25 protein-coding genes are annotated in these 26,313 nt (G+C 61.6%); 14 read left to right on the top strand and 11 right to left on the bottom strand.

Features of this window, described 5'->3' with window-relative positions:
- Positions 1 to 27: 27 nt before the first annotated feature.
- The 5 genes from CRO46_RS02850 to CRO46_RS02830 all read right to left on the bottom strand — a co-directional run bounded on the left by CRO46_RS02850 (position 28) and on the right by CRO46_RS02830 (position 5,779).
- Positions 28 to 588, bottom strand: a complete 561-nt coding sequence (locus CRO46_RS02850) for a CvpA family protein (protein WP_097104854.1) — start codon at positions 586 to 588, stop codon at positions 28 to 30.
- A gap of 62 nt (positions 589 to 650) precedes the next feature.
- Positions 651 to 2,060: a DNA repair protein RadA gene (gene radA / locus CRO46_RS02845; protein WP_097104851.1), complete on the bottom strand. Its 1,410-nt coding sequence runs from the start codon at positions 2,058 to 2,060 to the stop codon at positions 651 to 653.
- A 169-nt stretch (positions 2,061 to 2,229) separates the two neighbouring features.
- Entirely contained in the window at positions 2,230 to 3,351 is a 1,122-nt protein-coding gene (gene alr / locus CRO46_RS02840; RefSeq protein ID WP_097104848.1) for an alanine racemase, read from the bottom strand.
- 9 nt (positions 3,352 to 3,360) lie between these two features.
- Entirely contained in the window at positions 3,361 to 4,893 is a 1,533-nt protein-coding gene (locus CRO46_RS02835; RefSeq protein ID WP_097104845.1) for a replicative DNA helicase, read from the bottom strand.
- 397 nt (positions 4,894 to 5,290) lie between these two features.
- Entirely contained in the window at positions 5,291 to 5,779 is a 489-nt protein-coding gene (locus CRO46_RS02830) for a hemerythrin domain-containing protein (protein ID WP_097104842.1), read from the bottom strand.
- A 225-nt stretch (positions 5,780 to 6,004) separates the two neighbouring features.
- On the opposite strand from CRO46_RS02830, the gene ccoN reads away from it, so the two are divergent.
- The 5 genes from ccoN to CRO46_RS02805 all read left to right on the top strand — a co-directional run bounded on the left by ccoN (position 6,005) and on the right by CRO46_RS02805 (position 10,947).
- Positions 6,005 to 7,627: a cytochrome-c oxidase, cbb3-type subunit I gene (gene ccoN, locus CRO46_RS02825; RefSeq protein WP_097104839.1), complete on the top strand. Its 1,623-nt coding sequence runs from the start codon at positions 6,005 to 6,007 to the stop codon at positions 7,625 to 7,627.
- 13 nt (positions 7,628 to 7,640) lie between these two features.
- Positions 7,641 to 8,372, top strand: coding sequence for a cytochrome-c oxidase, cbb3-type subunit II (gene ccoO, locus CRO46_RS02820; RefSeq protein ID WP_097104837.1), 732 nt, complete (start codon positions 7,641 to 7,643; stop codon positions 8,370 to 8,372).
- Between the two features lie 14 nt (positions 8,373 to 8,386).
- Positions 8,387 to 8,539, top strand: coding sequence for a cbb3-type cytochrome c oxidase subunit 3 (locus CRO46_RS02815; RefSeq protein WP_097104834.1), 153 nt, complete (start codon positions 8,387 to 8,389; stop codon positions 8,537 to 8,539).
- Between the two features lie 3 nt (positions 8,540 to 8,542).
- Positions 8,543 to 9,406, top strand: coding sequence for a cytochrome-c oxidase, cbb3-type subunit III (gene ccoP / locus CRO46_RS02810; RefSeq protein ID WP_097104831.1), 864 nt, complete (start codon positions 8,543 to 8,545; stop codon positions 9,404 to 9,406).
- Between the two features lie 233 nt (positions 9,407 to 9,639).
- Positions 9,640 to 10,947 carry an MFS transporter gene (locus tag CRO46_RS02805; RefSeq protein ID WP_097104828.1) on the top strand — a complete coding sequence of 436 codons (1,308 nt, stop codon included), beginning with the start codon at positions 9,640 to 9,642 and terminating at the stop codon, positions 10,945 to 10,947.
- Positions 10,948 to 10,996: 49 nt separating this feature from the next.
- On the opposite strand, the gene CRO46_RS02800 is transcribed toward CRO46_RS02805, so the two are convergent.
- A complete protein-coding gene (locus tag CRO46_RS02800) occupies positions 10,997 to 11,824 on the bottom strand; it encodes a DUF4198 domain-containing protein (RefSeq protein WP_097104824.1) in 828 nt (275 codons plus the stop codon).
- 28 nt (positions 11,825 to 11,852) lie between these two features.
- Between CRO46_RS02800 and CRO46_RS02795 the strand changes: the two genes are divergently transcribed.
- The 6 genes from CRO46_RS02795 (at position 11,853) to gndA (ending at position 19,413) form a co-directional block, all read left to right on the top strand.
- Complete coding sequence (locus CRO46_RS02795; protein WP_210421472.1) at positions 11,853 to 13,010, top strand: HupE/UreJ family protein; 1,158 nt, start codon at positions 11,853 to 11,855, stop codon at positions 13,008 to 13,010.
- 154 nt (positions 13,011 to 13,164) lie between these two features.
- A complete protein-coding gene (gene ccoG / locus CRO46_RS02790) occupies positions 13,165 to 14,748 on the top strand; it encodes a cytochrome c oxidase accessory protein CcoG (RefSeq protein ID WP_179758926.1) in 1,584 nt (527 codons plus the stop codon).
- Between the two features lie 5 nt (positions 14,749 to 14,753).
- The gene (locus CRO46_RS02785) at positions 14,754 to 15,257 is read left to right on the top strand and encodes a FixH family protein (protein WP_097104819.1); all 504 of its coding nucleotides are present in this window, start codon (positions 14,754 to 14,756) and stop codon (positions 15,255 to 15,257) included.
- The gene (locus CRO46_RS02780; protein WP_097104816.1) at positions 15,254 to 17,572 is read left to right on the top strand and encodes a cation-translocating P-type ATPase; all 2,319 of its coding nucleotides are present in this window, start codon (positions 15,254 to 15,256) and stop codon (positions 17,570 to 17,572) included. Before CRO46_RS02785 ends, CRO46_RS02780 begins: the two co-directional genes overlap by 4 nt.
- Positions 17,569 to 17,742, top strand: coding sequence for a cbb3-type cytochrome oxidase assembly protein CcoS (gene ccoS, locus CRO46_RS02775; protein ID WP_097104814.1), 174 nt, complete (start codon positions 17,569 to 17,571; stop codon positions 17,740 to 17,742). The genes CRO46_RS02780 and ccoS overlap by 4 nt, the downstream gene beginning before the upstream one ends.
- 258 nt (positions 17,743 to 18,000) lie before the next feature.
- Positions 18,001 to 19,413 (top strand): NADP-dependent phosphogluconate dehydrogenase, encoded by a 1,413-nt coding sequence (gene gndA / locus CRO46_RS02770; protein WP_097104812.1) that lies wholly within the window; start codon positions 18,001 to 18,003, stop codon positions 19,411 to 19,413.
- A 118-nt stretch (positions 19,414 to 19,531) separates the two neighbouring features.
- Here the strand turns inward: gndA and CRO46_RS02765 are convergent, their stop codons facing one another.
- Positions 19,532 to 20,002, bottom strand: a complete 471-nt coding sequence (locus CRO46_RS02765) for a MarR family winged helix-turn-helix transcriptional regulator (protein WP_097104809.1) — start codon at positions 20,000 to 20,002, stop codon at positions 19,532 to 19,534.
- Between the two features lie 169 nt (positions 20,003 to 20,171).
- Here CRO46_RS02765 and CRO46_RS02760 point away from each other — a divergent pair, with 169 nt between their 5' ends.
- Positions 20,172 to 20,858 carry a D-lyxose/D-mannose family sugar isomerase gene (locus CRO46_RS02760; protein WP_097104806.1) on the top strand — a complete coding sequence of 229 codons (687 nt, stop codon included), beginning with the start codon at positions 20,172 to 20,174 and terminating at the stop codon, positions 20,856 to 20,858.
- 160 nt (positions 20,859 to 21,018) lie between these two features.
- Here the strand turns inward: CRO46_RS02760 and CRO46_RS02755 are convergent, their stop codons facing one another.
- Both CRO46_RS02755 and CRO46_RS02750 read right to left on the bottom strand, forming a co-directional pair.
- Entirely contained in the window at positions 21,019 to 21,252 is a 234-nt protein-coding gene (locus tag CRO46_RS02755) for a LuxR C-terminal-related transcriptional regulator (protein ID WP_097104803.1), read from the bottom strand.
- 199 nt (positions 21,253 to 21,451) lie between these two features.
- Positions 21,452 to 22,489, bottom strand: a complete 1,038-nt coding sequence (locus tag CRO46_RS02750; RefSeq protein WP_097104800.1) for a helix-turn-helix transcriptional regulator — start codon at positions 22,487 to 22,489, stop codon at positions 21,452 to 21,454.
- 116 nt (positions 22,490 to 22,605) lie between these two features.
- Between CRO46_RS02750 and CRO46_RS02745 the strand changes: the two genes are divergently transcribed.
- Positions 22,606 to 23,061 (top strand): hypothetical protein, encoded by a 456-nt coding sequence (locus CRO46_RS02745; protein ID WP_097104796.1) that lies wholly within the window; start codon positions 22,606 to 22,608, stop codon positions 23,059 to 23,061.
- A gap of 311 nt (positions 23,062 to 23,372) precedes the next feature.
- A complete protein-coding gene (locus CRO46_RS02740; protein ID WP_097104794.1) occupies positions 23,373 to 24,587 on the top strand; it encodes an acyl-CoA dehydrogenase in 1,215 nt (404 codons plus the stop codon).
- 121 nt (positions 24,588 to 24,708) lie between these two features.
- On the opposite strand, the gene CRO46_RS02735 is transcribed toward CRO46_RS02740, so the two are convergent.
- Entirely contained in the window at positions 24,709 to 25,071 is a 363-nt protein-coding gene (locus CRO46_RS02735) for a response regulator (protein WP_097104791.1), read from the bottom strand.
- Positions 25,068 to 26,291 (bottom strand): sensor histidine kinase, encoded by a 1,224-nt coding sequence (locus tag CRO46_RS02730; RefSeq protein WP_179758925.1) that lies wholly within the window; start codon positions 26,289 to 26,291, stop codon positions 25,068 to 25,070. The genes CRO46_RS02735 and CRO46_RS02730 overlap by 4 nt, the downstream gene beginning before the upstream one ends.
- Positions 26,292 to 26,313 lie beyond the last annotated feature (22 nt).

Raw genomic sequence — 26,313 nt, 5'->3', positions numbered from 1 at the left:
GCCGGATGGATCCCGGCCGGCAATCTGTCATCCGCTTGTGGCGGGTGCCGCCTCGGATCCCGGTTCGGCGGCACTGCTGCCACGCAGGCGCTCGAGGATCGTTGCGTCGGCATTGTCGGGCAGCATGTTAACCAGCTTTGCTCCCAGCGAATCCAGCATCGGTTTGGATTTCGCGGTGACGACCCATTCAGGCTGCTTCGGCGTTGCCACCAGCCAGTTGAAGAACAGCATGGCCACGACCACCAGGAGCACGCCGCGGGCGGCGCCGAATACGAAACCCAGCGTCCGGTCAAGCGCACCGATGCGGCTGTCGATGATGAAATCGGCAATCCGCATGGTGATGTAGGACACCAGGATCAGCGCAATCAGGAAAACGACCGCAGCCGAGCCGATCATGGCGATCTTGTCGGATGACGTGTATTTCAGCGCCAGCGGGGTGAGCAAGGGATAAAGGAAATAGGCGGCGGCTGCGGCTGCGATCCACGATGCGACGGCCAGAACCTCGCGCGAAAATCCACGAACCATGGCCAGCACCGCCGAAAACAGCGTGATGCCAAGCAGGATGCCGTCAAGAAGGGTAATGGGCATGAAATCGCGTTCCGTTCAGGCTCTGCCCACCCTGCCTCTGTCGGCGCCCGGATAGGCTGAATTCAGTTTTCGTCCTCGTCGCCGCCGGTCACAAGCGCACCCTTGGAACCGGCAATCCGTGCCACCAGATCCGCCAGCGTTTCCATCTGGGCCAGACCCGCGCCCGATTTCGAGGGCAGATCGGCAGAACCGGATGGCAACACCGCATTGGCGAAGCCGAGTTTTTCGGCTTCCTTGAGCCGCAAACCCGTCTGCGCCACCGGCCGGATGGACCCGGACAGGCTGACTTCGCCGAAATAGACGCAATCGGCGGGAAGGGCAAGCCCGGCGAGGGAGGAAACCAGTGCTGCGGCCACAGCCAAATCGGCCGCGGGTTCGGCAATGCGATAACCGCCTGCGATGTTGAGGTAGACATCGTGGCTGCCAAGGCGGACGCCGCAATGGGCCTCGAGGACAGCCAGGATCATCGAAAGCCGGGCGGAATCCCAGCCGATCACCGCTCTGCGCGGCGTTCCCAGGCTCGAAGGCGCCACCAGCGCCTGGACTTCGACGAGCACCGGGCGGGTGCCTTCGATGCCGGCAAAGACGGCAGCGCCCGGGGCCTTGTCGTTGCGTTCGCCGAGAAACAGTTCGGACGGGTTGGCAACTTCGCGCAGGCCCTTGTCGGACATTTCGAAGACACCGATCTCGTCGGTGGCGCCAAAGCGATTCTTCACCGTGCGCAGGATGCGGTAGTGGTGGCCGCGATCGCCTTCGAAATAGAGCACCGCATCGACCATGTGTTCGACCACGCGCGGGCCGGCGATCTGCCCGTCCTTGGTGACATGGCCGACCAGAACCATGGCGGCGCCGGTCTGCTTGGCATAGCGCACCATGGCATGCACGCCGGTGCGGACCTGGGTGACAGTGCCCGGCGCCGATCCGGCGAGATCGCTCCACAGGGTCTGGATCGAATCGATGATGACGAAATCCGGGCGCTTGCCGTCGGCGAGGGTGGCGAGGATATCCTCGACATTGGTTTCCGCCGCCAGCAGCACGCCTGAATCGGCGGCACCCAGACGCTGTGCCCGGAGCCGCACCTGGGCGACAGCTTCCTCGCCCGAGACATAGATGACACGGTTGCCCTGGCGGGCGAGCGCTGCCGCGGCCTGCATCAGCAGCGTGGATTTGCCGATGCCGGGGTCACCGCCCACCAGTACAGCGGAACCGCGAACGAAACCGCCGCCGGTGACGCGGTCGAGCTCGCTGACTTTCGTGGGGATGCGTGGGGCTTCCTCGATCTCGCCGGAGAGGCTGGCGAGCGCCACGGCACGGCCCTTCTTCGCCGCCGTTCCCGGCCCGCCGCCGACACCGCCTGTCGGATCATCCTCGACAATCGTGTTCCACTCGCCGCAGCCATCACATTTACCGGCCCAGCGGGAGTGGACCGTGCCGCAGGACTGGCAGATGAATTGAACGCGTGCTTTGGCCAAGAGCGATATCCCTTTGTTGATGATGCCGGTTTGTCAGGAAGAACGGCTTTTGTCCACTGTTTGTTCTCATATTCTTGTTGTTTGCGGATCCGTTCGCAGTTACCCGCAGCGCTCCCAAGCATGGTGGAAGCCCCTTTCCCAACAATTCGCTTGTGCAGTACTACAGCGCTCAGCCGACATAGTTGCGTGCGTGTCTGCGGCCGAGGCTGGTCAGCAGTTCATAATTGATGGTTCCGGCTGCGTCAGCTGCCTCCTCAAGCGTGATGGTCGGGCCCATCAGCTCGATCCAGTCCCCGGCACTGACGGAGCCTTCGGGCAGGTCGGTGACATCGAACATGGTCAGATCCATGGTGATCTTGCCGAGGACCGGAACCCGCTTCCCGCCCACAGCAGCCTGAGCGCCGCGCGCGACCGCGGAGCGCAACGGCACGCCCGCACCCGAGGCCGAGCGGTGAAAACCGTCGGCATAGCCCACGCCACACACGGCGATGCGGCAGTCCCGTTCTAACTGGTGGGCTGCGCCATAACTCACCGTTTCGCCGGCCCTGGCATGGCGGATCAGAAGCACGCGGCTTTCCGCGGTGACCACCGTCTGCAACCGGTTGGGCCGGTATGCCCCCGGTTCGCCGCCATAAAGCGCGATCCCGGGACGGGTCAGATCGTGATGAACAGCGCTGCCGAGAAAGATGCCGCCGGAATTGGCGAGGCTGGCTTCAATGCCGGCAAAGGCAGGCTTGAGGCTCTCGAAAAGCTCGATCTGGGTGGTATTGAGCGGATGGTGCGGCTCGTCGGCGCGGGCAAGGTGGCTCATCACCAGACATGGCGCGGGTGCGCTGCCCTGCTGATGGTTGAGCGCCTGGCCGGGCGTCAGGCCCATCCGGTTCATGCCGGTGTCGATGTGCAGGGCATAAGGGCGGCCACCGGCGTTGCCGCACCAGAACGCGGCCTGACCGGGCGAGCTGATGACCGGGATGAGATCATGGGCGAGCGTTTGTGCAAAAGCCTCTTCGAACACACCGTTGAGCACATAGATGCGGGCCTCAGGCAGCAATGGCCGAAGTGCGGCACCTTCATTGGCATCGGCGACGAAGAAATCGCGGCAGCCCTCGCGCGCCAGCCTTGGCGCCGCCTGATCGGCGCCTGTGCCATAGGCATCGGCCTTGACCGCAGCACCACACCGCGCGCTGCCGGAGAGATCGCGCATCTTCAGCCAATTGGCAGCCAGTGCCGCGAGATCAATGCTCACCCGCGTGGTGGCGGCGGAGCGGAGTGTGGCGTCGGGCGGCGTCACATCGTGCGCCTATTCGTCGTGGATGAACTGGGCATAGGAGTTGTCGGCCAGATCCTCGAAGCGGGTGAACTCCGCCTGGAAGGCAAGCTGTACCGTGCCGGTGGGGCCGTGACGCTGCTTGGCAATGATGACGTCCGCGGTGCCCTTGACCTTGAGCATCTTTTCTTCCCAGGCGAGATATTCCGGCGTCTTGATGTCGGCGGCAATCTCGTCCTGGGTGCGGCGCGGCTCGCCGTTCTTGGTGTAGTATTCCTCGCGGTACACGAACAGCACCACGTCGGCATCCTGCTCGATCGAGCCCGATTCACGCAGGTCGGAAAGCTGCGGACGCTTGTCCTCGCGGTTCTCGACCTGGCGCGAGAGCTGGGACAGCGCGATGATGGGAACATTGAGCTCCTTGCCGAGCGCTTTCAGCCCGGTGGTGATCTGGGTGATTTCCTGCACGCGGTTGTCGCTCGACTTGCCCGAGCCGGTCATCAGCTGGATGTAGTCGATGACCAGAACGTCGAGGCCGCGCTGGCGCTTGAGACGGCGGGCGCGGGCCGAGAGCTGGGCGATGGAAATACCACCGGTCTGGTCGATGTAGAACGGGATCTTCTGCATCATCTGCGAGCAGCCGACGAGTTTTTCGAAGTCCGCCTCGGTGATCTCGCCGCGGCGGATCTTTGACGATGAAATTTCGGTCTGCTCGGAAATGATACGGGTGGCGAGCTGCTCTGACGACATTTCGAGCGAGTAGAAGCCGACCACGCCACCATTCTTGGCCTTCATCGAGCCGTCGGCCTGAACTTCGCCTTCATAGGCCTGGGCGATGTTGAAGGCGATGTTGGTGGCCAGTGAGGTCTTGCCCATGCCCGGGCGTCCGGCAAGCACGATCAAGTCGGAATGCTGCAGCCCGCCCATCCGCGCATCGAGCGAGGAAATGCCGGTCGATATGCCCGACAGGCCGCCATCGCGCTGGTAGGCCGCACCGGCCATGTCGATAGCCAGCGACACGGCGTCGTTGAACGACTGGAAGCCACCATCGTAGCGGCCGGTTTCCGCCAGCTCGAACAGGCGGCGCTCGGCGTCCTCGATCTGGGTCGATGGCGGCATGTCGAGCGGCGCGTCATAGGCGATATTGACCATGTCCTCGCCGATCGAGATCAGCGAGCGGCGAAGTGCCAGGTCATAGATGGCGCGGCCGTAGTCCTCGGCATTGATGATGGTGACGGCTTCGGTGGCAAGCCGCGCAAGGTATTGCGCCACGGTCATCTCGCCGACCTTGGCGTCGGCCGGCAGGAAGGTCTTGATGGTCACCGGGTTGGCGGTCTTGCCCATGCGGATGATGTCGCCGCCGACCTCGTAGATCTTGCGGTGCAGGGGTTCCTGGAAATGCTCCGGCTTGAGGAAATCCGAAACCCGGTAAAATGCATCATTGTTGACCAGAATCGCGCCCAGCAGAGCCTGTTCGGCCTCGATGTTGGACGGCGCCTCGCGGAACAAGGGGCTTTTTTCGGCGCGGGCCGGAATCGGCTCTATCTTGCGGGCTGCATCATTCATCGTCTGGACTGTCCTGAACTTGGTGCGGGCGGCGTTAGCACGCAATAGCGGATGTGGCTGACCATGTCAGCGCACGGCCGGCCCGAATCCGAAGCGAATCGCCGCAGCGCCAATGTTGTGCACGTTGTCCACACTTGTCCACAGCCTGGTTCAGTCGAAGTGGCCGCTTGCTACAAATGCGCGAAAGGAGGCTTGTGTTGCAAACCGAATCGGTCGGCTCATGCTCTCAGGCCAGTGACGCCTTGCGGTCCACGCTGCTGGCAGAGCGCAGCATATCACCGGCGCGGACACTCCTGCAGCGGTTCAGGGCGGCGGCTTGGCTGATCCCGCATGCCCGTGTCCCGGCATTGCAGGCGGCAAAGGCGCCGGCGTTGCTGACAATCCGTCGAACCTATGCTCAGTGTGCCGCATCCTCTCGCCCGGGTGGCGATGCGTCCATCGACAGCAGCATCTCGCTTTCGAACGCGACGTGACGCCGCAAAGCTTCGAAAAAACCGCGCAGCATGTAGCCGGCCGCCTCGATGTTGACGTCATCGTCCCCGCTGCCCAGCTGGTTCAGGGTTTCGGTCAGTTCCTCGGCGAAGCACTCGTCCTCGCAGTGCTCGAAGCGCAGGCGGCTGAGGGTCGGCTCGGTCCGTTCGTCATCCGCCAGCTGTTGCGCAATCAGCGGGAACACCACCTCTTCCTCGAAACGGTGAACGCCACGGATCATCGGGCCCAGTGCGCGCGCGGCATACATGCATTTCTGGCGATTGACGGCGTCGGGGAGGGAATCTGCGATTTCTTCAAGCCGGTCACACAAGAGCAACTGATCCCTGTGCGCCTTGCGCAAGGTGGCAATCGGATCCTCGCCATGCGCCAGTTTGTTGGTCGCGTTGTCGGTCATGAGGTCTCATCCCAGTCAAGGAGCGAAGCCTGGTGTTCGTTCTGTTTCCCTCTTGCTTAAACAACTAGTCCCACGGTCCGGCTGCGTCCTTGACCTGGATCAATGCGGATCGAGCGTGCGTCTGCGAATTGTGCTGCAGTTCGGAGAAGCCGCGCCGCCCGTCGCAAGGGGGCAGGCGGTGCGTCCTTTCCGGACCTGTTTCGATACCCCAGGGGGATACCTAAGATGAAATACACTACCGAAACGATCGCCGTGGGCATCAGCGCCTTTCTGGCGTTGCTCGGCGTGGCTTTCGCCAGGGACGACCAGTTCGCGGCCCATATGACGGTCCTGTTCTTCGTCCTTCTGGTGAGCACCGTGCTGCTGATGCGGCGGATCAATTTTTCGACCGCGGCTCATGTCCAGATGGCTGACGACAAATCAGGCTATTTTGACGAGGTGGTACGTTACGGCGTCATTGCCACCACCTTCTGGGGCATTGTCGGTTTTCTGGTCGGCGTCGTCGTCGCCTTCCAGCTCGCCTATCCCGATCTCAACATCGAGCCGTGGTTCAATTTCGGCCGCACCCGGCCGCTGCACACCTCGGCGGTGATTTTCGCGTTCGGCGGCAACGCGCTGATCGCGACATCGTTCTACGTGGTCCAGCGAACCTCGCGCGCCCGGCTGTTTGGCGGTGATCTGGGCTGGTTCGTGTTCTGGGGCTATCAGCTGTTCATCGTCATGGCGGCAACCGGGTATCTGCTGGGCATCACCCAGGGCCGGGAATACGCCGAGCCGGAATGGTATGTCGACCTGTGGCTGACGGTCGTCTGGGTGGCTTACCTGATCACCTTCCTGGGCACCATCATCAGGCGCAAGGAGCCGCATATCTATGTGGCCAACTGGTTCTACCTGGCCTTCATCGTCACCATCGCGATGCTGCATGTCGTCAACAATCTGGCGGTCCCGGTGTCATTCCTCGGGGTCAAGAGCTACTCGGCATTCGCCGGGGTGCAGGATGCGCTGACGCAATGGTGGTACGGCCATAACGCGGTCGGGTTCTTCCTCACCGCAGGCTTCCTGGGCATGATGTACTACTTCATTCCCAAGCAGGCCAACCGTCCGGTCTATTCCTACCGGCTGTCGATCATCCACTTCTGGGCGCTGATCTTCCTCTATATCTGGGCCGGTCCGCACCATTTGCATTACACGGCTCTGCCCGACTGGGCGCAGACGCTCGGCATGGTGTTCTCGATCATGCTGTGGATGCCGTCCTGGGGCGGGATGATCAACGGCCTGATGACGCTGTCGGGCGCCTGGGACAAGATCCGCACCGATCCGATCATCCGGATGATGGTGATCGCGGTGGCGTTTTACGGCATGTCGACCTTCGAGGGTCCGATGATGTCGATCAAGGCGGTCAATTCGCTCAGCCACTACACCGACTGGACCATCGGTCACGTGCATTCCGGCGCGCTCGGCTGGGTCGGCATGATCTCGTTCGGCGCGATCTACTACCTGACGCCGAAGCTTTGGGGCCGCGAGCGGCTCTACTCGATGCGCCTGGTCAACTGGCACTTCTGGCTGGCCACCCTCGGCATCGTTGTCTACGCGGCGGTTCTCTGGGTTGCCGGTATCCAGCAGGGGCTGATGTGGCGCGAATACAATGATCAGGGCTTCCTAGTCTATTCCTTCGCCGAATCCGTGGCAGCGATGTTCCCCTATTACCTGCTGCGCTCGATTGGCGGCGTGATGTATTTCGCAGGCGGCATGATCATGGGCTGGAACGTCTACATGACCATCCGTGGCTATCAGCGCGACGAGGTCCCGATTCCGGGCAGCGCACCCGCCATGCAGCCGGCAGAGTAAGGAGAGAGACCCAATGTCACTGCTAGATAAACACGGTATCATCGAGCGCAATGCAACGCTGCTTCTGGTCGGCTCTCTTGTGGTGGTTTCCATCGGCGGCATCGTCGAGATCGCACCGCTGTTCTATCTCGAGAACACGATCGAGAAAGTCGACGGGATGCGTCCCTATACGCCGCTCGAGCTTGCCGGCCGCAACATCTATATCCGCGAAGGCTGCTATACCTGCCACAGCCAGATGATCCGTCCGTTCCGCGACGAGGTCGAGCGCTACGGCCATTACAGCCTGGCCGCGGAATCGATGTACGACCATCCGTTCCAGTGGGGATCGAAGCGGACCGGACCTGATCTCGCCCGCGTCGGTGACCGCTACTCGAACGAATGGCATGTCGAGCACCTCAAGGAGCCGCGCTCGGTTGTGCCTGAATCGATCATGCCGGGCTATTCGTTCCTGGCGACGACCCCGCTCAAGGTGGCCAATGTCACGGCTGACCTCAAGGCCAACCTCGCCGTCGGGGTGCCCTACAGCGAGGAGATGATTGCCAATGCCAGGCCTGACCTGATGGCGCAGGCGGATCCGGAAGCGGATGCGTCGGGTCTCGAAGAGCGCTATCCGAAGGCAAAGCTCGGCGATTTCGACGGCGATCCTTCCATGGTCACCGAGATGGATGCGCTGGTGTCCTATCTGCAGATGCTTGGCACGCTGGTCGATTTCTCGACCTACGACCAGGCATCGGGCTACCGGTAAGAAAGGTCTGAGCAATGGAAACCTACACTGCAATGCGCCACTTCGCCGACAGCTGGGGACTGGTCTTCCTGTTCGTCGTCTTCATCGGCGTCGTGCTTTTCATGTTCCGTCCCGGGGCAAAGAAATCGGCGCAGGATGCCGCGCAAATTCCGTTGAAGGAAGACTGAGACATGTCCGATAAACACGTTGACGAAGTCTCCGGTGTCGCCACCACCGGTCATGAGTGGGACGGCATCCGGGAGCTCGACAATCCGATGCCGCGCTGGTGGCTGTGGACGCTTTACGCCACCATCGTCTGGTCCATCGGGTATGTGATCGCCTATCCGGCAATTCCGCTGATCAGCAGTGCCACGCCGGGACTGCTGGGTTATTCCAGCCGTGCCGAGGTGGTTGCCGAGCTGGCCGAGGCACAGATCGCACAAGGCACGCTGCTTGAAAAGATCGCCGCGACTCCGCTCGACGAGATCGCATCCGATCCGGAACTGCTGCAATTCGCCATTGCCGGCGGCTCCTCGGCCTTCAAGGTCAATTGCGCCCAGTGCCATGGTTCGGGTGCTGCGGGGTCTGCCGGTTATCCCAATCTCAATGATGACGACTGGCTGTGGGGCGGCACCGTCGACGACATCTACCTGACGATTGCGCACGGCGTCCGCTATGGAGCCGACGACGACACGCGCTACTCGGAAATGCCCGCCTTCGGCGACATGCTCGAGACATCGCAGATCAACGAGGTCGCAGCCTATGTGGTGAGCCTCAGCGATACGCCGCGTGAACCGGCGATGGTCGAACCCGGCAAGGTGATCTACACGGAGAACTGCGCTGCCTGCCATGGCGACAATGGTGAAGGTATCACCGATTTCGGCGCGCCAAGGCTGTCGGACGGGATCTGGCTCAAGGGCTCGACCGAAGCCGAGATCGCAGCCCAGATCCGCAATCCCAAGCATGGCGCGATGCCGGCCTGGGTCGGTCGCCTCGGCGCACGGGCGATCAAGCAACTGGCAGTCTACGTCCACACGCTGGGCGGTGGTCAGTAAGACCGGCCCGGGTCCTGCGCGGCACGTCCTCTCAACCGCAAGCAAACCCCTGCCGGATAGACTTCCGGCGGGGTTTTGTTGGCGCCCAGACCCTGGCTTAGCACCGGGCGCAGGTGTTCACTCACCCTCGCGGACGTTGCTCCCGCCGATGCGATCTCACCTCAAGCTCTTGCTATTTGCACAGCGGTCAAATCTACTCGGGATCATTGCAGAAGAGGCGGGGAGGCGGACTGATGGCTGACGTGAGCGAACGGATGCGCGATGCCTTTGAAGCGGTCGCCATCGATGATGAGGGCCGGGCCTGCAGGGACATCCCGGACTCCGTGTGCCGCGAGGAGCCGCGGAACTTCTTCATCCATGCCGGCTCGCTGGCGCTGACCAAATCATCCGACGGTCTGATCGATCCGAAGCTCGTGCTCAGCTGGCTTCTTACCGAACTTGCTGCGCCCGTCTTCCTTGTCGGTCTGCTGGTGCCGGTCCGCGAAGCCGGCGCCTTGTTGCCGCAGATCCTCACGGCCAGCAGCATCAGGCGGCTTCCGGTGCGCAAATGGGTCTGGGCGATTGGCAGCCTGGTGCAGGGGCTGGCGGCAGCAACGATCGCCATCTGCGCGCTGACACTGGAAGGTGCCGCTGCGGGCTGGGCTATCGTCCTGTCACTTGCGGTTCTGGCGGTCGCGCGCAGCGCCTGTTCTGTGTCCTACAAGGATGTGCTCGGCAAAACCGTGTCAAAATCCACCCGCGGCACCGCCACGGGCCTGGCGGGATCGCTGGCCGCGACGGTGACGATCATTTACGCGATCCTGCTGATCACCGGTTTCGTGCCGAGAATGACGCTGGTCATTGGCGGTCTGTTTGTCGCCGCGGCCTGCTGGCTGATTGCCGCCCTGGTTTTCTCCACGCTGTTTGAAGAAGAAGGCGCTACCGAGGGCGGGAAAAATGCCCTCAAGGCGGCCCTTGCGGATCTGCAGTATCTGTCATCCGATCCCCAGCTTCGCCGGTTCATCATCGTCAGGGGGCTTCTCACCACCACCGCCCTGGCGCCGCCCTTCATGATTGCAGCTGCAAGCGCGGCCGGCGAGGGTGGCTTTGAAGGGCTTGGCTATCTGGTCCTGGCATCGGCCCTTGCGGGACTGGTCAGCGCCTATGTCTGGGGCCGGCTGGCGGACCGGTCCAGCCGCAAGGATCTTATGCTTGCCTCGTTGGTATCGATGGTGGTGCTGGCGCTGAGCTTCTGGTTCTCGCTCACCGGGTGGTTGTCGACACCCTTGGTGCTGCCCGTGCTGCTTTTCTCGATCATGATCGCCTATCAGGGAGTCCGGCTCGGCCGCTCCACCCATCTGACCGACATGGCAACCGCCGAGACACGCGCCGCCTATACCGCACTCTCAAACACAATCATCGGCATCGTGCTGTTCGCCGGCGGGCTTTTCAGCCTGATTGCCGGAGTTTTCGGCGTATCCGTGGTGCTGATCGTTATGGCACTCATGTGTGCGGCAGCTGTCCCCATGGCTTACGGTCTCAAAGAGGTGCAGGCGGAGTAGGGAGAGGGAGTCTGGCAGACGCAACGTTATGGTACTGGCAGCGCGTCTCTCATTCCACCGCGAATGTCAGCGACGCCCAGTAGCTCTGCCAGTCGGCCTCGCGGTCTGCCGGCGCTTCGATCATGTGCACGGATGCTGCCATGTAGGCGCCGGCCGCGGGGAGGGTGAAGCGCACCTCGCCGTTTGCGTCGGTACGGGTGAGGCTTCTTTTCCCGCTGTCCGGCGATTCGCCCTTGCTGAACAGCGCTACCTGGGTGTCCGGCAACGGCTCGCCCTGCCAGAGCAGGGTGAAGCTCATCTCCGTTCCGGGCTTGATGTTTGCCGGGTTTTCGCCCGCAACAAGCTCGAGCCGCATGCCGGTCGCCCGGTCCTCACCACCGGACGCATCGCCGACTGAGACCAGCGTCTTGGCACATCTCGTATAGAGTTCGCTTATGTCGTCGCGCGCAAGCCCGCGGGCATCGTGGCGGGCGGGAATCGCGATCAGGCCTTCGTAGTCGAGATAGTCGGAGAATTTCTCCCACTCGCGAAAACGGATGCGCTCGCCGACAGAGACATAGGTGACGATCATCAGGCCCTCGGTCCGCGGCGTCAGCTGCAAGGCGGGGAGATCTCCCGGCGTGCCGCCGACGTCGAATTCGCCGAGCCTGTCGTGGCTCTTAAAGGCTGAAAACCGGGCCGGGATGTAGGGAAAGGCGTCGCCCTTGAAATCCTGCCCGACGCGAAGATCAGCCTTGATTTCAGCCTCCGGAGCAACGGAAAAATCCTGCGGTTCAATCCAGAATTCATGGGCCGAGACTGGACTAATGGCCAGCAGCAGGCCAATTATTGCCCATGCGTAACCGAGGGCCGGTCTTTGGCTTGCCTGTCGTCCCATCAGTTTTTCTCCCAACTGGTCTTTGCAGATGAAGATGTTCTCCCGTTCGATAAATCAAGTGCTTGCGCGCCTCGTTTTAGCCGCGCTGTTCGTTGCCGGCATCTCCACAGCTGTGCGTGCACACGAAATCCGCCCGGCGATTGCCGATCTGGAATTTGTCGGCGACGGCCGGGTTCAACTTGAAATGTCTCTGATCCTGGAAGCTGCGCTGGCCGAGATCGGGGCCGATCATGCTGACACGGAGGAGAGTCCGAATGCGCAGAAATACGATCAGCTGCGGCTCATGGACGAGGCGGAGCTGGCGATCGAGTTCGAACGCTTCGAAGCCCGGTTTCTCAATGGCGTCACACTGAGTGCGGACGGGACCAAGATACCGCTCAGCATCGACAAGGTCGATCTCGATCCGGTCGGCGATACCGATTTCGCGCGGTTGAGCCGCTTGACGCTGTCAGGCCAGCTGCCGCTGAACGCCGAAAACGTGGAGTTTTCGTTCAATCCGTCCTTCGGCCCGAGCGTCATCCGGGTGCCGGACGGCAATGGCGAGTTCAGCTACTCGAACTATCTCGAAAATGGCGGTCCCAGCGAGCCGATACCTGTCGAGGGCGGGCTCAGCATGAGCGCCGGCGAGGTCTTCGTCGACTATATCGGCATCGGATTCACCCATATCGTGCCCAAAGGGCTCGATCATATCCTGTTCGTCGTCGGCCTGTTCCTGCTGTCGCCGCGTCTCAAGCCGCTGCTTATCCAGATCACCTCGTTCACCATCGCCCATTCGGTGACGCTGGCGCTCGCCATGCTCGGGATCATCTCCGCACCGGCGAGTATCGTCGAGCCGTTGATTGCCGCCTCGATCGTCTTCATCGCGGTGGAAAATCTCGTGACCAGCCGGCTCAGCCCTTGGCGGCCATTTGTCATCTTCGGTTTCGGGTTACTGCACGGGCTCGGCTTTGCCGGGGTGCTGACCGAGTTCGGCCTGTCGCCGACGCATTTCGTCAGCGGCCTGATCGGCTTCAATGTCGGAGTGGAAGTGGGGCAGCTGGCGGTGGTGGCAGCGTGCTATGCGCTGTTCGGCGCCTGGTTTTCCGACAAGAGCTGGTATCGCGCCCGCGTCACCATTCCAATGTCGCTGGCAATCGCTTTCGTCGCCGTGTGGTGGGTGGCCGAGCGCACCGGGGTCGTGGCTTAAACCGGAAAGCAGAACCGCATGACCGGGCTGCCGCTTCAGTAAACTACCTGTCGCCGGATGCGGCAGCTCGGCGCGGGCCGCCGCAAATTGATCTTGATCAAGGCGGGGGGAAGATCCCGAATGCATGGTGCGGACCAAATCAATGGTGCGCCCGATGAATACGCAGTCCCCGTCAGACTTTTTGCACGATCCGGACGAGATCGAACGGCTTGAGGCCGAAGCCGTCAATGCCGCCTGGAAGCGCAAGCCGCTCTACGAGGCGCGCAATAAGATCTTTCCGAAGCGGGCGGAAGGCAGCTACCGGCGGTTCAAGTGGCTGGTGATGCTGGTCACGCTGGGGATCTACTACATCACGCCATGGCTGAGGTGGGACCGCGGACCCTTCGCACCGGATCAGGCAGTGCTGCTCGATGTGGCCAACCGCCGGTTCTATTTCTTCTTCATCGAGATCTGGCCACAGGAGTTCTTCTTCGTGGCCGGGCTCCTGGTGATGGCCGGGTTCGGGCTGTTCCTGGTCACCTCGGCGGTGGGCCGGGCCTGGTGCGGCTACACCTGTCCGCAAACGGTCTGGGTGGATCTTTTCCTGGTTGTCGAGCGCGCCATTGAAGGCGACCGCAACCAGCGCATGAAGCTTGATGCGGCCCCCTGGAGCGCCGGCAAGCTGTTGAAGCGCGTGTCCAAACATGCAATCTGGGTCTTCATCGGGGTGGCGACGGGCGGTGCCTGGATCTTCTATTTTGCCGACGCGCCCACTTTGCTGATGCAGTTTGTCACCGGCCAGGCCGCCCCGGTCGCGTATATCACCGTGGCGATCCTGACGGCCACCACCTACACGTTCGGCGGGCTGATGCGCGAACAGGTCTGCATCTACATGTGTCCTTGGCCGCGCATCCAGGCGGCAATGCTGGACGAGAATTCGCTGGTGGTGACCTATAATGACTGGCGCGGCGAGCCGCGTGGCCGGCATGCCAAGAAGGCTGCGGCACAAGGGCTGGTGCAAGGCGATTGCGTCGACTGCAATGCCTGTGTCGCGGTCTGCCCGATGGGCATCGACATCCGCGACGGGCAGCAGCTCGAATGCATCACCTGTGCGCTGTGCATCGATGCCTGCGACAATGTCATGGACAAGCTCGACCGCCCGCGCGGGCTGATTTCCTATGCCACCCTGGCCGATTATGCCGACAACATGGCGCTGGCGCAGGACCCCGAAACCGGCACGCTCGACCCGCGCCGGACACGGACTGCCGATGGTGGATTCGTCTATACGGTCAAGCATTTCGACTGGCGCGTCGTGTTCCGGCTGCGGACGCTGCTCTACATGGGCGTGTGGTCGCTTGTCGGCCTGGGACTTCTGGTGGCGCTGCTGTCGCGGGACCGGCTCGAAGTAAACGTCCTGCACGACCGCAATCCGCAATATGTGCTGGAATCCAACGGCGATATCCGTAATGGCTATTCCGTCAAGATCCTCAACATGATCCCCGAACCGCGCGTGATCTTCCTGTCGATCGAAGGGCTGCCCGGCGCCACCATGAAAATTCCAGGCATCGACCAGCCGGAAGGGGTCTCGTTTGCAATTCCGGTGGAGCCCGACCGTCTGCGCGAGTTGCGGGTCAATGTTACCCAACCAAAGGAATTTGTCGCCTCCGAGACGGTGTCGTTCCAAATCATCGCCGAAGACCGATCGAGCTTCGAGCGCGACAGCTACAACGCCAACTTCAACGGGCCGGAGGCCAAGTGAGGCAGATGATCCGCGCGATAATCCAACCAAAAGAATTTACCGGCAAGCACATGCTCGGCACCATGGTGGTGTTTTTCGGGGTCATCATCACGGTCAACCTGATCATGGCGCGGTTTGCCGTCACCACCTGGAGCGGGCTGGTGGTGCCCAACACCTATATCGCAAGCCAGCAGTTCAATTCAAAGGCTGCGGAATCCCGTGCCATTGCCGCGCTCGGCTACCGGGTCGATCTGGAAACGAGTGCCGACGCGGTGTCGATCCTGTTCACCGATGCGGATGGCGACGCCGCCTTTGCCGACAGCCTGGTTGCGCAGCTGCGCCGCCCGGTGGGCGAGGATCAGGATCGCGACATGATCTTCACGCGCTATCCGGACGGCAGCTACCGCGCGCCCGGCGCGCTGCGCGAAGGCGAGTGGATTGCCACGGTGACCGCCACGCGTGGTGACCAGACCATCTACAAGCGCGGCCACCGCTTTCATGTCAGGTCAGACGGGAGCCTGAGGCGGTGAGCTGTTGCGCAGCCGGCACGGAAGGCGCTGCGGAGCTCGAGGCGCTGAATTCGCAAACACCGTCGCCCGAGGAAATGTGGCTTTCGAGCCGGGCCCTTGGCAATGGGCTGCGGCAGGTCGACCTGATCTTGCCGGGTGTCCACTGCGGCGCCTGCATTGCACTTCTTGAAAAGGAACTGCCCGGGATCGGGGGTGTTGATCGCGCCCGGGTAAACCTGTCGACGCGCAGGGTTTCGGTGGTGTTTGACGGCAGTGACCAGCCGGAAAGCGTGCTTGCAGCGCTGGGCGAGAAATTCAACGCGCTTGGCTATCCGGCACATTTACCCGGGAGTGCTGACGAAAGCGGCGATCCGGTGTTCCGGGAACTTTTGAAAGCGCTGGCGGTGGCATGCTTTGCCTCGATGAACGTGATGCTGCTGTCGGTCTCGGTCTGGTCGGGGGCGGAAGCGGCGACCCGGGATCTGTTTCACTGGATCTCGGCGCTGATTGCAGCACCCGCGCTTGTCTATTCCGGCCGGGTGTTTTTCGTCTCGGCCTGGGTCGCGCTCAAACACGGCCGTTCAAATATGGATGTGCCGATCTCGCTCGGTGTGCTGCTCGCCTACGGAATATCGCTGTTCGAGACCATCACCCATGGCGAACACGCCTATTTCGACGCCTCGGTGACGCTGCTCTTCTTCCTGCTTGCCGCGCGAACGCTGGATCACATGATGCGCGAGAAGGCGCGCTCGGCGGTCCGCAACCTGGTGCGGCTGTCACCGCGCGGGGCGATGCGGATCAAGCAGGACGGCGCCCGGGAGTATCTCGCGCTTGACGAGATCGAACCGGGGATGCGGCTGGCGATTGCGGCGGGTGACCGGATCCCGGTCGATGGCCGGGTGGTCTCGGGCCGTTCGGACATGGATTTTTCCGTCGCTAATGGCGAGAGCGCACCGCAGCCGGTGGAAGCCGGATCGCTGACGCCAGCGGGCACGCTCAATCTGACCGGCGTGCTGGTGCTGGAAGCGACCCGGCGTGCGCAAAACTCCTTCTTGGCCGAAATGGTGTTGATGATGGAAGCGGCCGAAAGCGGCCGGGCCGGCTATCGGCGCATCGCCGACCGTGCATCGGCGATCTATGCCCCGGTGGTTCATCTCCTTGCGCTCGGCACCTTCATCGGCTGGATGATGGTGTCGGGCGACTGGCGCATGGCGTTGCTGACTGCGGTTGCGGTGTTGATCATCACCTGTCCCTGTGCGCTCGGCCTTGCGGTGCCGGTGGTGCAGGTGATTGCCGCGGGACGGCTGTTCGAGAACGGCATCATGGTCAAGGACGGGTCGGCGATGGAGCGCATGGCGCAGGCCGACCATGTGGTTTTCGACAAGACGGGAACGCTGACCCAGGGCCGGCCGGAACTGATCAACCTGAGTGCCGTCTCGGCGGCACATCTGGCAATCGCTGCCAGGATCGCGCGTGCGTCGCGGCATCCGTTGAGCCGTGCGCTCGCGGTTTCGGACACGTCAGGCCGGGACCTGCCGGATTTCGAAATCGTCGAGATTCCCGGCGACGGGGTCGAGGCGACTTCGACTGATGGCACAATCTATCGTCTTGGCCGCAGCGCCTTTGCGCTCGAAGCCCAACGTGACGGCGATGAACGCGCTTTCGACGCCAGCCAGGTCATCCTGTCGCGCAATGGCCAGTTCCTCGATGTGTTCCTGTTTTCCGATCAGTTGCGGGGTGGAGCGGCGCAGGCCGTGGCGCGGCTGGCCGAGCTCGAGGTCGACGCCGAAATCCTCTCCGGCGACCGGGAAGCGCCGGTCAAGGGCCTGGCCGAAAAGCTTGGCGTGGCGAATTATGTTTCAGGCATGCGTCCGCGCGGCAAGGTCGACCGGGTGCAGGCGCTGGCGAAAGCAGGCCGCAAGCCGCTGATGGTCGGAGACGGGCTCAACGACGCGCCGGCGCTGTCGGCCGCGCATGTGTCGATGGCGCCGGCCAGTGCTGCCGATGTCGGCCGGATGGCGGCGGATTTCGTGTTCCTGCATGATTCACTGGAAGCGGTGCCGCTGGCGATTGCCGCCTCGCGCAAGGCAGGCCAGCTTATCCGGCAGAATTTCGCTCTGGCCATACTCTACAATTGCATTGCGGTGCCGGCGGCGGTTCTGGGCCATGCAACCCCGCTGATTGCGGCGCTGGCCATGTCGTCCTCGTCGGTGCTGGTGGTGCTGAATTCCCTGCGGCTGCGCCGCAAGACCCGGATCGAGGGTTTCGCCCGGCCGGTGCGCGAGGAGATCCCGGCAGATTACGTGACGGGTGCATCCATCGGGGCGTCGGCATGAACAATCTGATCTTCCTGATTCCGATCGCGCTCTTTCTTGGCGGGCTGGGGCTTGCCGCGTTCCTGTGGTCGATGAAGAACGGCCAGTACGAAGACCTCGACGGGGCGGCGTGGCGGGTGCTTGATGACGGTGACGACCAGCCGAAGCAGGACCGCCCAGGCTCCGGCTAGAGCGTCTTATTTATCGAACGACGCTCTGGGGCTAGCCGTTTTGCCTTGTGCGGCAAATCTGTGACAATTAAACACCATAACCGCGCCAGACACTTGGCAGTTGCCGCCGGCTGGGCCAAGCTCGGCCGGGAATGAAAGCGCGCATGCTGCCTCACCGGCGGCGGGTGCTGCTTGCGGATTGCGCTTTTGAGATCGCTTCGGGTGCCGGGTTCCCGGCAGAAGACCCCTAGGCGGCATGAGATTTTTTGGGAGGTTTGTATGGCGGAAGCGGAAATCGGCGTTATCGGATTGGCTGTCATGGGCGCCAATCTGGCGCTCAACATTGCGGATAACGGCTACCATGTTGCCGTCTACAACCGGACCGCATCGCGCACAGATGCGTTCGCGGCGTCTGCCGGTGCGCTTTCCGACCGCGTCACTGCCTGCGCCACGCTGGAAGACTTCGTTGCCGCCATCCGTCCGCCGCGCCCGGTGATCATCATGGTCAAGGCCGGCGAGCCCGTCGACCAGCAGATCGCGGCGCTGAAACCGCTGCTCGACGCCAATGACATTATCATCGATGCGGGCAATGCCAATTTCCGCGACACCATGCGCCGCTTCACCGATCTCGAGGGCTCCGGCCTGACCTTCATCGGCATGGGGGTTTCGGGCGGCGAGGAAGGGGCCCGCCACGGCCCGTCAATCATGGTCGGCGGCGCCGAGGAAGCCTGGCGCCGGGTCGAGCCGGTCCTGACAGCGATTTCGGCAAAATACCAAGGCGAGCCCTGTGCGGCCTGGCTCGGAGAAAACGGCGCGGGACATTTCGTCAAGACGATCCACAACGGCATCGAGTATGCCGACATGCAGATGATCGCGGAAGTCTACGGTGTCATGCGCGATCATCTTTCCATGGATGCGGCGTCGATCGCATCGGTGTTTTCTGCCTGGTCGAAGGGTCCGCTCGATTCGTACCTGATCGACATCACCGCGGAGGTGCTCAAGGTAGAGGATGCGGCAAGCGGACGGCCGATCGTCGATATCATCGTCGATGCCGCCGGCCAGAAAGGCACCGGCCGCTGGTCGGTGATCGAAAGCCAGATGATGGGCGTTCCGGCAACGGCGATCGAGGCGGCCGTGGCTGCGCGCAGCCTGTCGGCGATGCGCGAACAAAGAGCAACGGCCGAGGCGCGTTTCGGCATTCCGGCTGCACAGGACCGGCGCGATGCGCAACAGGTGATCGGCGATCTCGAAAAGGCGCTGCTCGCCGGCAAGGTTGCAGCCTACGCCCAGGGCTTTGCCGTGATGGCGGCCGCTTCGCAGGAGTTCGGCTGGAACCTCCCGATGGCGACCATCGCCCGGATCTGGCGAGCGGGCTGCATCATCCGGTCGACCTTCCTTGACGAAATTGCCACGGCCTTCAACGAGAACCCGGATGTGCCCAACCTGGCGCTGACGCCGGCGTTTTCGAAAATCATCGAGGAGACCGACCAAAGCCTGCGGCGGGTGGTGGCAGACGCGGCGCTCAACGGGCTGCCGGTTCCCGCTCTTGCCAGCGCGCTTGGCTATTTCGACACCTACCGGCGTGCACGCGGCACCGCCAACCTCATTCAGGCGCAGCGTGATTTCTTCGGAGCACACGGATTTGCGCGGCTCGATGCCGAGGGCGAGCATCACGGACCCTGGGGCGGCTAGAGCCATCTCGGCAAAAGCGGGAACCGGTTTTGCGTCCGGAATTGCGCCACAATACGGAAATGGCGCATGGTGGCCGCTCGGTTCTCGCCAAAACGTTCTATCGTCCGGCTGACGCGTTTCAGGTGTGCTTGCGTTCGATCGCGGCGATGCCCGCTTCGAGCTGATCGATGCCGGATTGCCCCAGTGCTTCCACCAACTTGGCCTCATAGCTGTGGGCGAGGGTGACCAGATCCCGGTAGTGCGTGCGGCCTTCGCGGGTGAGTTCGATGTGCTCGATCCGGCGGTCGATGTCATCGACCTGACGTGTGATCCAGTTGCGCTCCTCGAGCGCACGGATGGCGCGGCTGACCTTGGTCTTGTGCATTGAGGAATGGGCGCCGATCTCGGTGGCGGTGATCCGGTCGAACTGGCCGATGGTCGCCAGGGTTCGCCATTCCGGCCGGGTCAGCCCGTGGCGCTCGCGGTAAAGCGTGGCGAACTGGCGGCTGATGATCTCGGCTGCCCGGGCGAGCCGGTAGGGAAGAAAGCCTTCCAGCGCCAGCCGGTTGGCGTCGCCGGTTTGTGCAGTCTGTCTTTCAGGCGGGTTCATATCCTGTATCACTCCTGCGATGGTTGCGTTTGTAACTGTTCTGAAGCGTCGCATAGCCCGAAAGTTCCGCGGGTGCAATTGCGACCCGGATGCGCTTGGTCTAGTTCAGTGGCAACCAAACCGTTGGCAGTCTCAGCGGCGACAACCGAGCAGGCGACAGGGAGAGAACATGGAACGCAGCCAGATCAACGAGATTTTGCAGGAAAGCGACCGCTTCATACGCTCTCTTGGCTATGTCATGCCCCCCTTTGCCTATTGGAGCCCGGATGAGCTGCGGAACCGCACCGGATCAGATGCGCCTGCCATTCGCGACAACCGGCTTGGCTGGGATATTACCGATTACGGGCAGGGCTGCTTCGATGACCTCGGCCTGTTCCTGTTCACCGTCCGCAACGGGTCCGCGACCGATCTCGCCGAGGGCAGGGGGATGCTCTATGCCGAAAAGATCATGATTTCGCGAAAAGACCAGCTGTCGCCGATGCACAGGCACAACATCAAGGCCGAGGACATCATCAACCGGGGTGGCGGCAAGCTGGTGCTGGAGCTGTTTGCCTCGACGGAGGATGGATCCATTGACCCTTCGGCTGATGTTTCGGTGCTGACCGACGGGATCGAGCGCAAGTTGTCCGCAGGCGGACTGCTCAAGCTCGAGCCGGGCGAAAGCGTGACACTGATGCCAGGTGTCTGGCACGCGTTCTGGGGAGAGGGCAGCGATGTGCTGATCGGGGAGGTCTCGACCGTCAATGACGATCTGACCGACAATGTGTTCCGGGAACCGATCGGGCGTTTCTCGACGATCATCGAGGACGAGAAGCCAAGACATCTGCTGGTTTCGGACTATGACACCTGGCTTTAGCGAGACAGCCGGCGGGGCCTTGCAAGCAATCTCCGGTTAAAGCCCCTTCATATGTGACACCAGCCGGTACCCCGCATGGCACCGGCTGGCGTCCTGGAAAAACCGCGCTTCCAATCCGGACCCCGCCCCAGGGTGGATGAGCTGCGGTTCTCCGTCCGGATTACACGTCTATATTGTCAAACAGTCCCAGACGGCCGGCCTTTGCCAGTCCGGCGAGGCGGTTGGGAACACGCAGCTTCAGCATGACGACGTTGAGCACCGAAGCCACTTCGCCAGCGGTCAATTCAAGCTCCGCACCAATTTCCTGGTCGGACTGTCCCTGGGCGCAACCCCGCAGACAATGCAGCTCAGTTCCCGTCAAGGGCAGAAACCCAAGGTCGTTTCCGAATTTCATGCGTGTTTCCCTCCATGGGCGGGCCAACGGTTGTGTGGATCAATAAAATCGCGGCGAAACGTGAAGTTCGCCGCGACAACCACCAGCTGATATTTGGTATGGGAAGCTTATGCCTCGTTTTTCACCGGGACGCATTCACGCCACACGCCAAAAGTGTTACGTGAATCAGATCACGTAATCTCGAAACTAAGTTGAATTATCAGCGCGCCTCGCGCCCGCGCAAATTTTCCTTGCGATACTGGCTCGGAGTCATGCCGAACCAGCGGATTGCGGACCGGGTAAAGGCGGCGGGAGCGGAAAAGCCCAATTTGTAGCTAATGCTGGACAGTGTGAGCGTGGTTTCCGACAGCAGCCGTTCCGCCATCTCCTTGCGGCATTCATCGATGATTGCCTGCATGCTGGTGCCGGCGTCGGTCAGGCGTCGCTGCAAGGTGCGCGGGCTCATCCCCAGACGCTCGGCTTCACTGGCCAGCGTCGGGGTGTTGTCGGCCAGGTTTTCCGCCACTTGGAGCTTGATGGCGACGACCGGATCAGCGATGTCGGTCCTGCTGGCTTGCATCGCATCCATCTGCATCGACATGATCTCGAACAGCCGCGGGTCGGCGTCGGGATTGTTGCGGCCAAGAAATTCCGCCGGAATGATCATGGCGTTGACGGGCGCGTTGAAGCTGACATTCTGAGTTAGTAACTGTTTGTGATAATTTGTATTAATCGGCTTCTTGCGTTCAAGCTCGAGCTTCACCCGGTTGATGTCGTCGCCAAGGAAAACGCGCAACAGATTGAAGCCCTGGACCAGCCCCATGTCGACATACTGGTCACGGTGTAAAATCAGCGGGGAGTAGGTCCATTCAAAATGTGCCGCACGGGCGCCGATTTCCAGGGTGCAGATCCGGGTCTCGCTGACCTTGCTCATGTTGCGCCCGAAAAACATCAGGAAGTCACGCACGGTTGGCGCATTCATCAAACCGTATCCGAAAGGCCCGGATGAGCCCTTTTCGAAACCCGCGACCGATTTCAGGCCAAAAGTGTCATCACCTGCTATCAGGGCGAGCGCTTCCATGTAACGGCACAACCTGTCCAGGCTGATGCGCTCGTTGAAATTGGTAAAACGTTGCGGGTCGAGACCGCACGCGCGGGCGATCGGGTCGACATCGAGGCCCAGTCCCGCGGCGTAGCGACTGATGCCGGAGGCCAGTCCGGCGGCAACTTCAAAATGATCTGCGAGAGTCCTAATCATGAAATTGGCGCCCAGGGTGAAGAGATTGGCGCTTGAAGTAAACGCCAGAGATGCATCGCTGTCGAGTTCAAAGCTATGCTGGTTTCAATAACCGTGTTGAACTTGGCATAATTTTGATGACAACCCATATCGCACCGTCTGATTTCCTGCTTCCTGCAAGAGTTCATTCGCGGATCGATGCCTTTTACGCTCTCTGGCGCGAAAATTGCCGCGGCGGCTTGCCGGAAGCTGCGCAGTTTAATCTCACCTTGCTCAGCTCCACCTACCCGCTACTGGCGCGGATCGGCATGGATGCGGCGGGCAAGACGCTGATGTGGCGTGACGTGGCCCATGCCGGGCACTGGCCCTTCAAGACACCGGTCAAGGGCCGCCCGGTGCTGCAGTCGGTGCCTGTAGCAAGCATCAAGCGGGTCGTCGCTGCATTCCAGCAGACGCTTTCGAGCGGTATCCCGGATTATTACGAGGCCACTTCCTGGAGCAATGACGGGCAGACAGTCTCGATGGCCCGCATAGCCGTGCCAGTAAGTGGAAAGTCGGGGCGGGAGCTGCTTGCCTATTGGGAAGTTCTTTAGCCTTGGGGCTTCGGCTAAGGCAACCGGCGTGATGTCATTTGCCCTGGGTGTCGTGATGCGTCGGGCAGTGAAGCAATGACCTGTGAATTAACGACATCTAGCGCGCCTGCAGTATGAAGCGGACTGAACGTATCGCCCCTACGCCCTTGCTCCCTTGCGGCAATTGCCGCCCCCTGGAAACGGCGCTGGCCCCGAAAATTATTTTAAGCCTATAGTATCTAGCCCGTTCCATGGTATGAAGAAGCAAATGGCCCGGTTCCGCCTTGAGAAGGGTGGAGGCTTGCCTGTCTGGATCAAATTGGAGTTTTGCAATGTCCGTATCTCCTGCCGCTTCGGCCAAATCACCGAAATCGTCCTTTCAGTGGGATGATCCGTTCCTGATCAACGATCAGCTGACAGAGGAAGAGCGGATGATCGCAGACGCGGCTCAGGCTTTTGCCGCCGACAAGCTGATGCCGCGGGTGACGGATGCCTATCTCGACGAAGTCACTGACCGCGAGATTTTTTCAGAGATGGGCCAGGCCGGACTGCTCGGCGTTACCGTGCCGGAACAGTATGGCGGCGCGGAAGCGGGCTACGTCTCCTACGGGCTGGTGGCCCGCGAGGTTGAGCGGATCGATTCGGGCTACCGCTCGATGATGAGCGTACAGTCGTCGCTGGTGATGTACCCGATCCAGGCCTATGGCAGCGAGGAGCAGCGGCAGAAATATTTGCCAAAGCTGGCAAGCGGCGAATGGGTCGGCTGTTTCGGCCTGACCGAGCCGGATGCCGGTTCCGATCCGGGCGGCATGAAAACCCGCGCCAGGAAGACCGATGGCGGCTATGTGCTCAACGGCTCCAAGATGTGGATCTCGAACGCGCCGATCGCCGACGTCTTCGTGGTCTGGGCCAAGTCGGAAGCGCATGACAACCAGATCCGCGGTTTTGTGCTCGAAAAGGGCATGAAGGGCCTGTCAGCGCCGAAGATTGGCGGCAAGCTTTCGCTGCGCGCCTCGATCACCGGCGAAATCGTCATGGACAATGTCGAGGTCGGCGAAGAGGCGCTGTTGCCGAACGTGTCGGGCCTCAAGGGTCCGTTCGGCTGCCTCAACCGGGCCCGTTACGGTATTTCCTGGGGTGCGATGGGGGCGGCTGAAGACTGCTGGCACCGGGCAAGGCAGTATGGCCTGGACCGGCACCAGTTCGGCAAGCCGCTGGCCGGCATGCAGCTTTTCCAGAAAAAGCTCGCCGACATGCAGACCGAAATCGCCCTTGGGCTTCAGGGCTCGCTGCGCGTCGGACGGTTGATGGACGAGGGCCGCTTTGCTCCGGAAATGATCTCCATCGTCAAGCGTAACAATTGCGGCAAGGCGCTCGATATCGCACGGATGGCCCGTGACATGCACGGCGGCAACGGCATCCAGGCCGAGTACCATGTCATGCGCCACGCCCAGAACCTTGAAACCGTCAACACCTATGAGGGCACGCACGACGTGCACGCGCTGATCCTCGGCCGGGCACAGACCGGCCTTCAGGCATTTTTCTGAGCGACCCAGCCCGGTCGCGAAAGAATCCAGGGCGGGCCAGGCGGTCCGCCTTTTTCGTGTGCAGTGCCTGTCACTCCCGCAAGCCATCGCTTTGTGCGGCGATGCGCAGAGCCCGGGTTGATCAGGCCTCCAGCAGCCCTTCCATGATCCGGTCCTTGATTTCCAGTTTGTCGACGAAATGGAAATTGGCGGCATCGACAGCGGACATTCGTCCAGCCGTGTCGAACCCGGATGAGATGTAGATCAGATTGGCGTCACCGACATGGGCGGAGACGATCGGATAGGTCTCGTGGGCACCGTTGTAGGGAGGCAGATAACTGTCGACAAAGACGACATCGAAACTTCGGCTTTGAAGCAGGTCGATGCCATCCTTGATGTTGTCGACATAGGTCAGGCCAAAGTCGGTGTCATAACGGCGTGTCAGGAATATGTGCATCAGTTTCTCTTCCATGACGTCGTCATCAATCAGCAGGATATTCTTCATTCGACCAGTTCTCCTTCCTGGACAAGCTGGTAAGCTGGAATACTGATACGGAACCTCGTTCCCAGCGGGTGCGCGGCCTCGACCGTGATCTTCCAGCCGAGCTGACGGATCGCCTTGTCGACAATCGCCAGCCCCATGCCCGTACCCTTCACGTATCTTTCGGGTTGAAGCTGAGAGAATGGCTGGAAGATCCTGTCCCGGAATGCCGGGTCTATCCCGATGCCGTTGTCTTCGATTGTGTAGTCAAAGCCCCGATGTGTGGCTGCCGTGTCGATTGACAGCTTGAGCCTGCGATCAGACGGGGTGTATTTGATCGCGTTGCCGATCAGGTTCTGCAGAATTTGCAACACCAAATTCGGATCTGCCATGACGACGATATCGGGCATGTCGACGGCAACTTCGCCGTCACGTTCGCGGATCGCGAGTTCGTGTGTTTCAAGCGCGCGCCTGGTCTCCTGTCTCAAGGAGAGCGGACGGATGTCGGGCTTGCTCTGATCCATCGCTGAATGATTTAGAATATCGCGGACGAGATTGCGTGCCCGGCTGGCAGACTGCTTGATCGTGGTCAGATAGAATTTGAGCTCCGGTCCCCCTGAGGCCTCTTCCTCGATGGCGAGTTCGGAGAAGGACACCATCTTGCGCAGGGGTTCCTGCAGGTCGTGCGAAGCGAGATGGGCATATTGAGAGAGGCTGGTATTGACCTGCTCAAGGGCTTCGGCCTTTTCGCGCAATTCCCTCGTACGTGCCTGAATGCGCGCATCGAGTTCGAACTTGGCGCGCTCGAGTTCGGCATAGGCCTGGCGCTGCCCGTTGATTGACAATGCCAGGGCGTCATTCTTCAGCTTTAGCGTTGAGGCGCTCGGCATCTTCAGAGCCGAGGGCATCAGCATCCAGGCGGTGAGTGCGGTCAGGCCGGAAACGACAGCGGTACCGGCCTTGAGTACGCCTTCGAAGCCGTAGATCGGTTGCCACAGCGTGACCAGGCCGACCAGGTGGGTGAGGCCGCAAGCCAGGATGAAGGCGGAAAACAGCAGCGCGATGCGACTATGAACCAGGTCTGGCCGCTTGTAGTGAAGAAAGATGAGGGCTGTGGGGATGATGAAAAAGGAGGCAAAAATCAGGAAATCGGAAATGGCGTGAAGGGCTATGAGATCAGCGCGCCAGGTCATGCAATAGCCATGCGCAAGGAATGAGTTGGTCTGGAAATACTGCAGTATCATTTCCGGCATCCGGTACCTCAGT

Source organism: Parahoeflea halophila, assembly GCF_900220985.1.
Classification (GTDB): domain Bacteria; phylum Pseudomonadota; class Alphaproteobacteria; order Rhizobiales; family Rhizobiaceae; genus Hoeflea; species Hoeflea halophila.
Note: the sequence above shows the minus strand (reverse complement) of the source record. Positions and strands in the feature narration are given on the sequence as shown.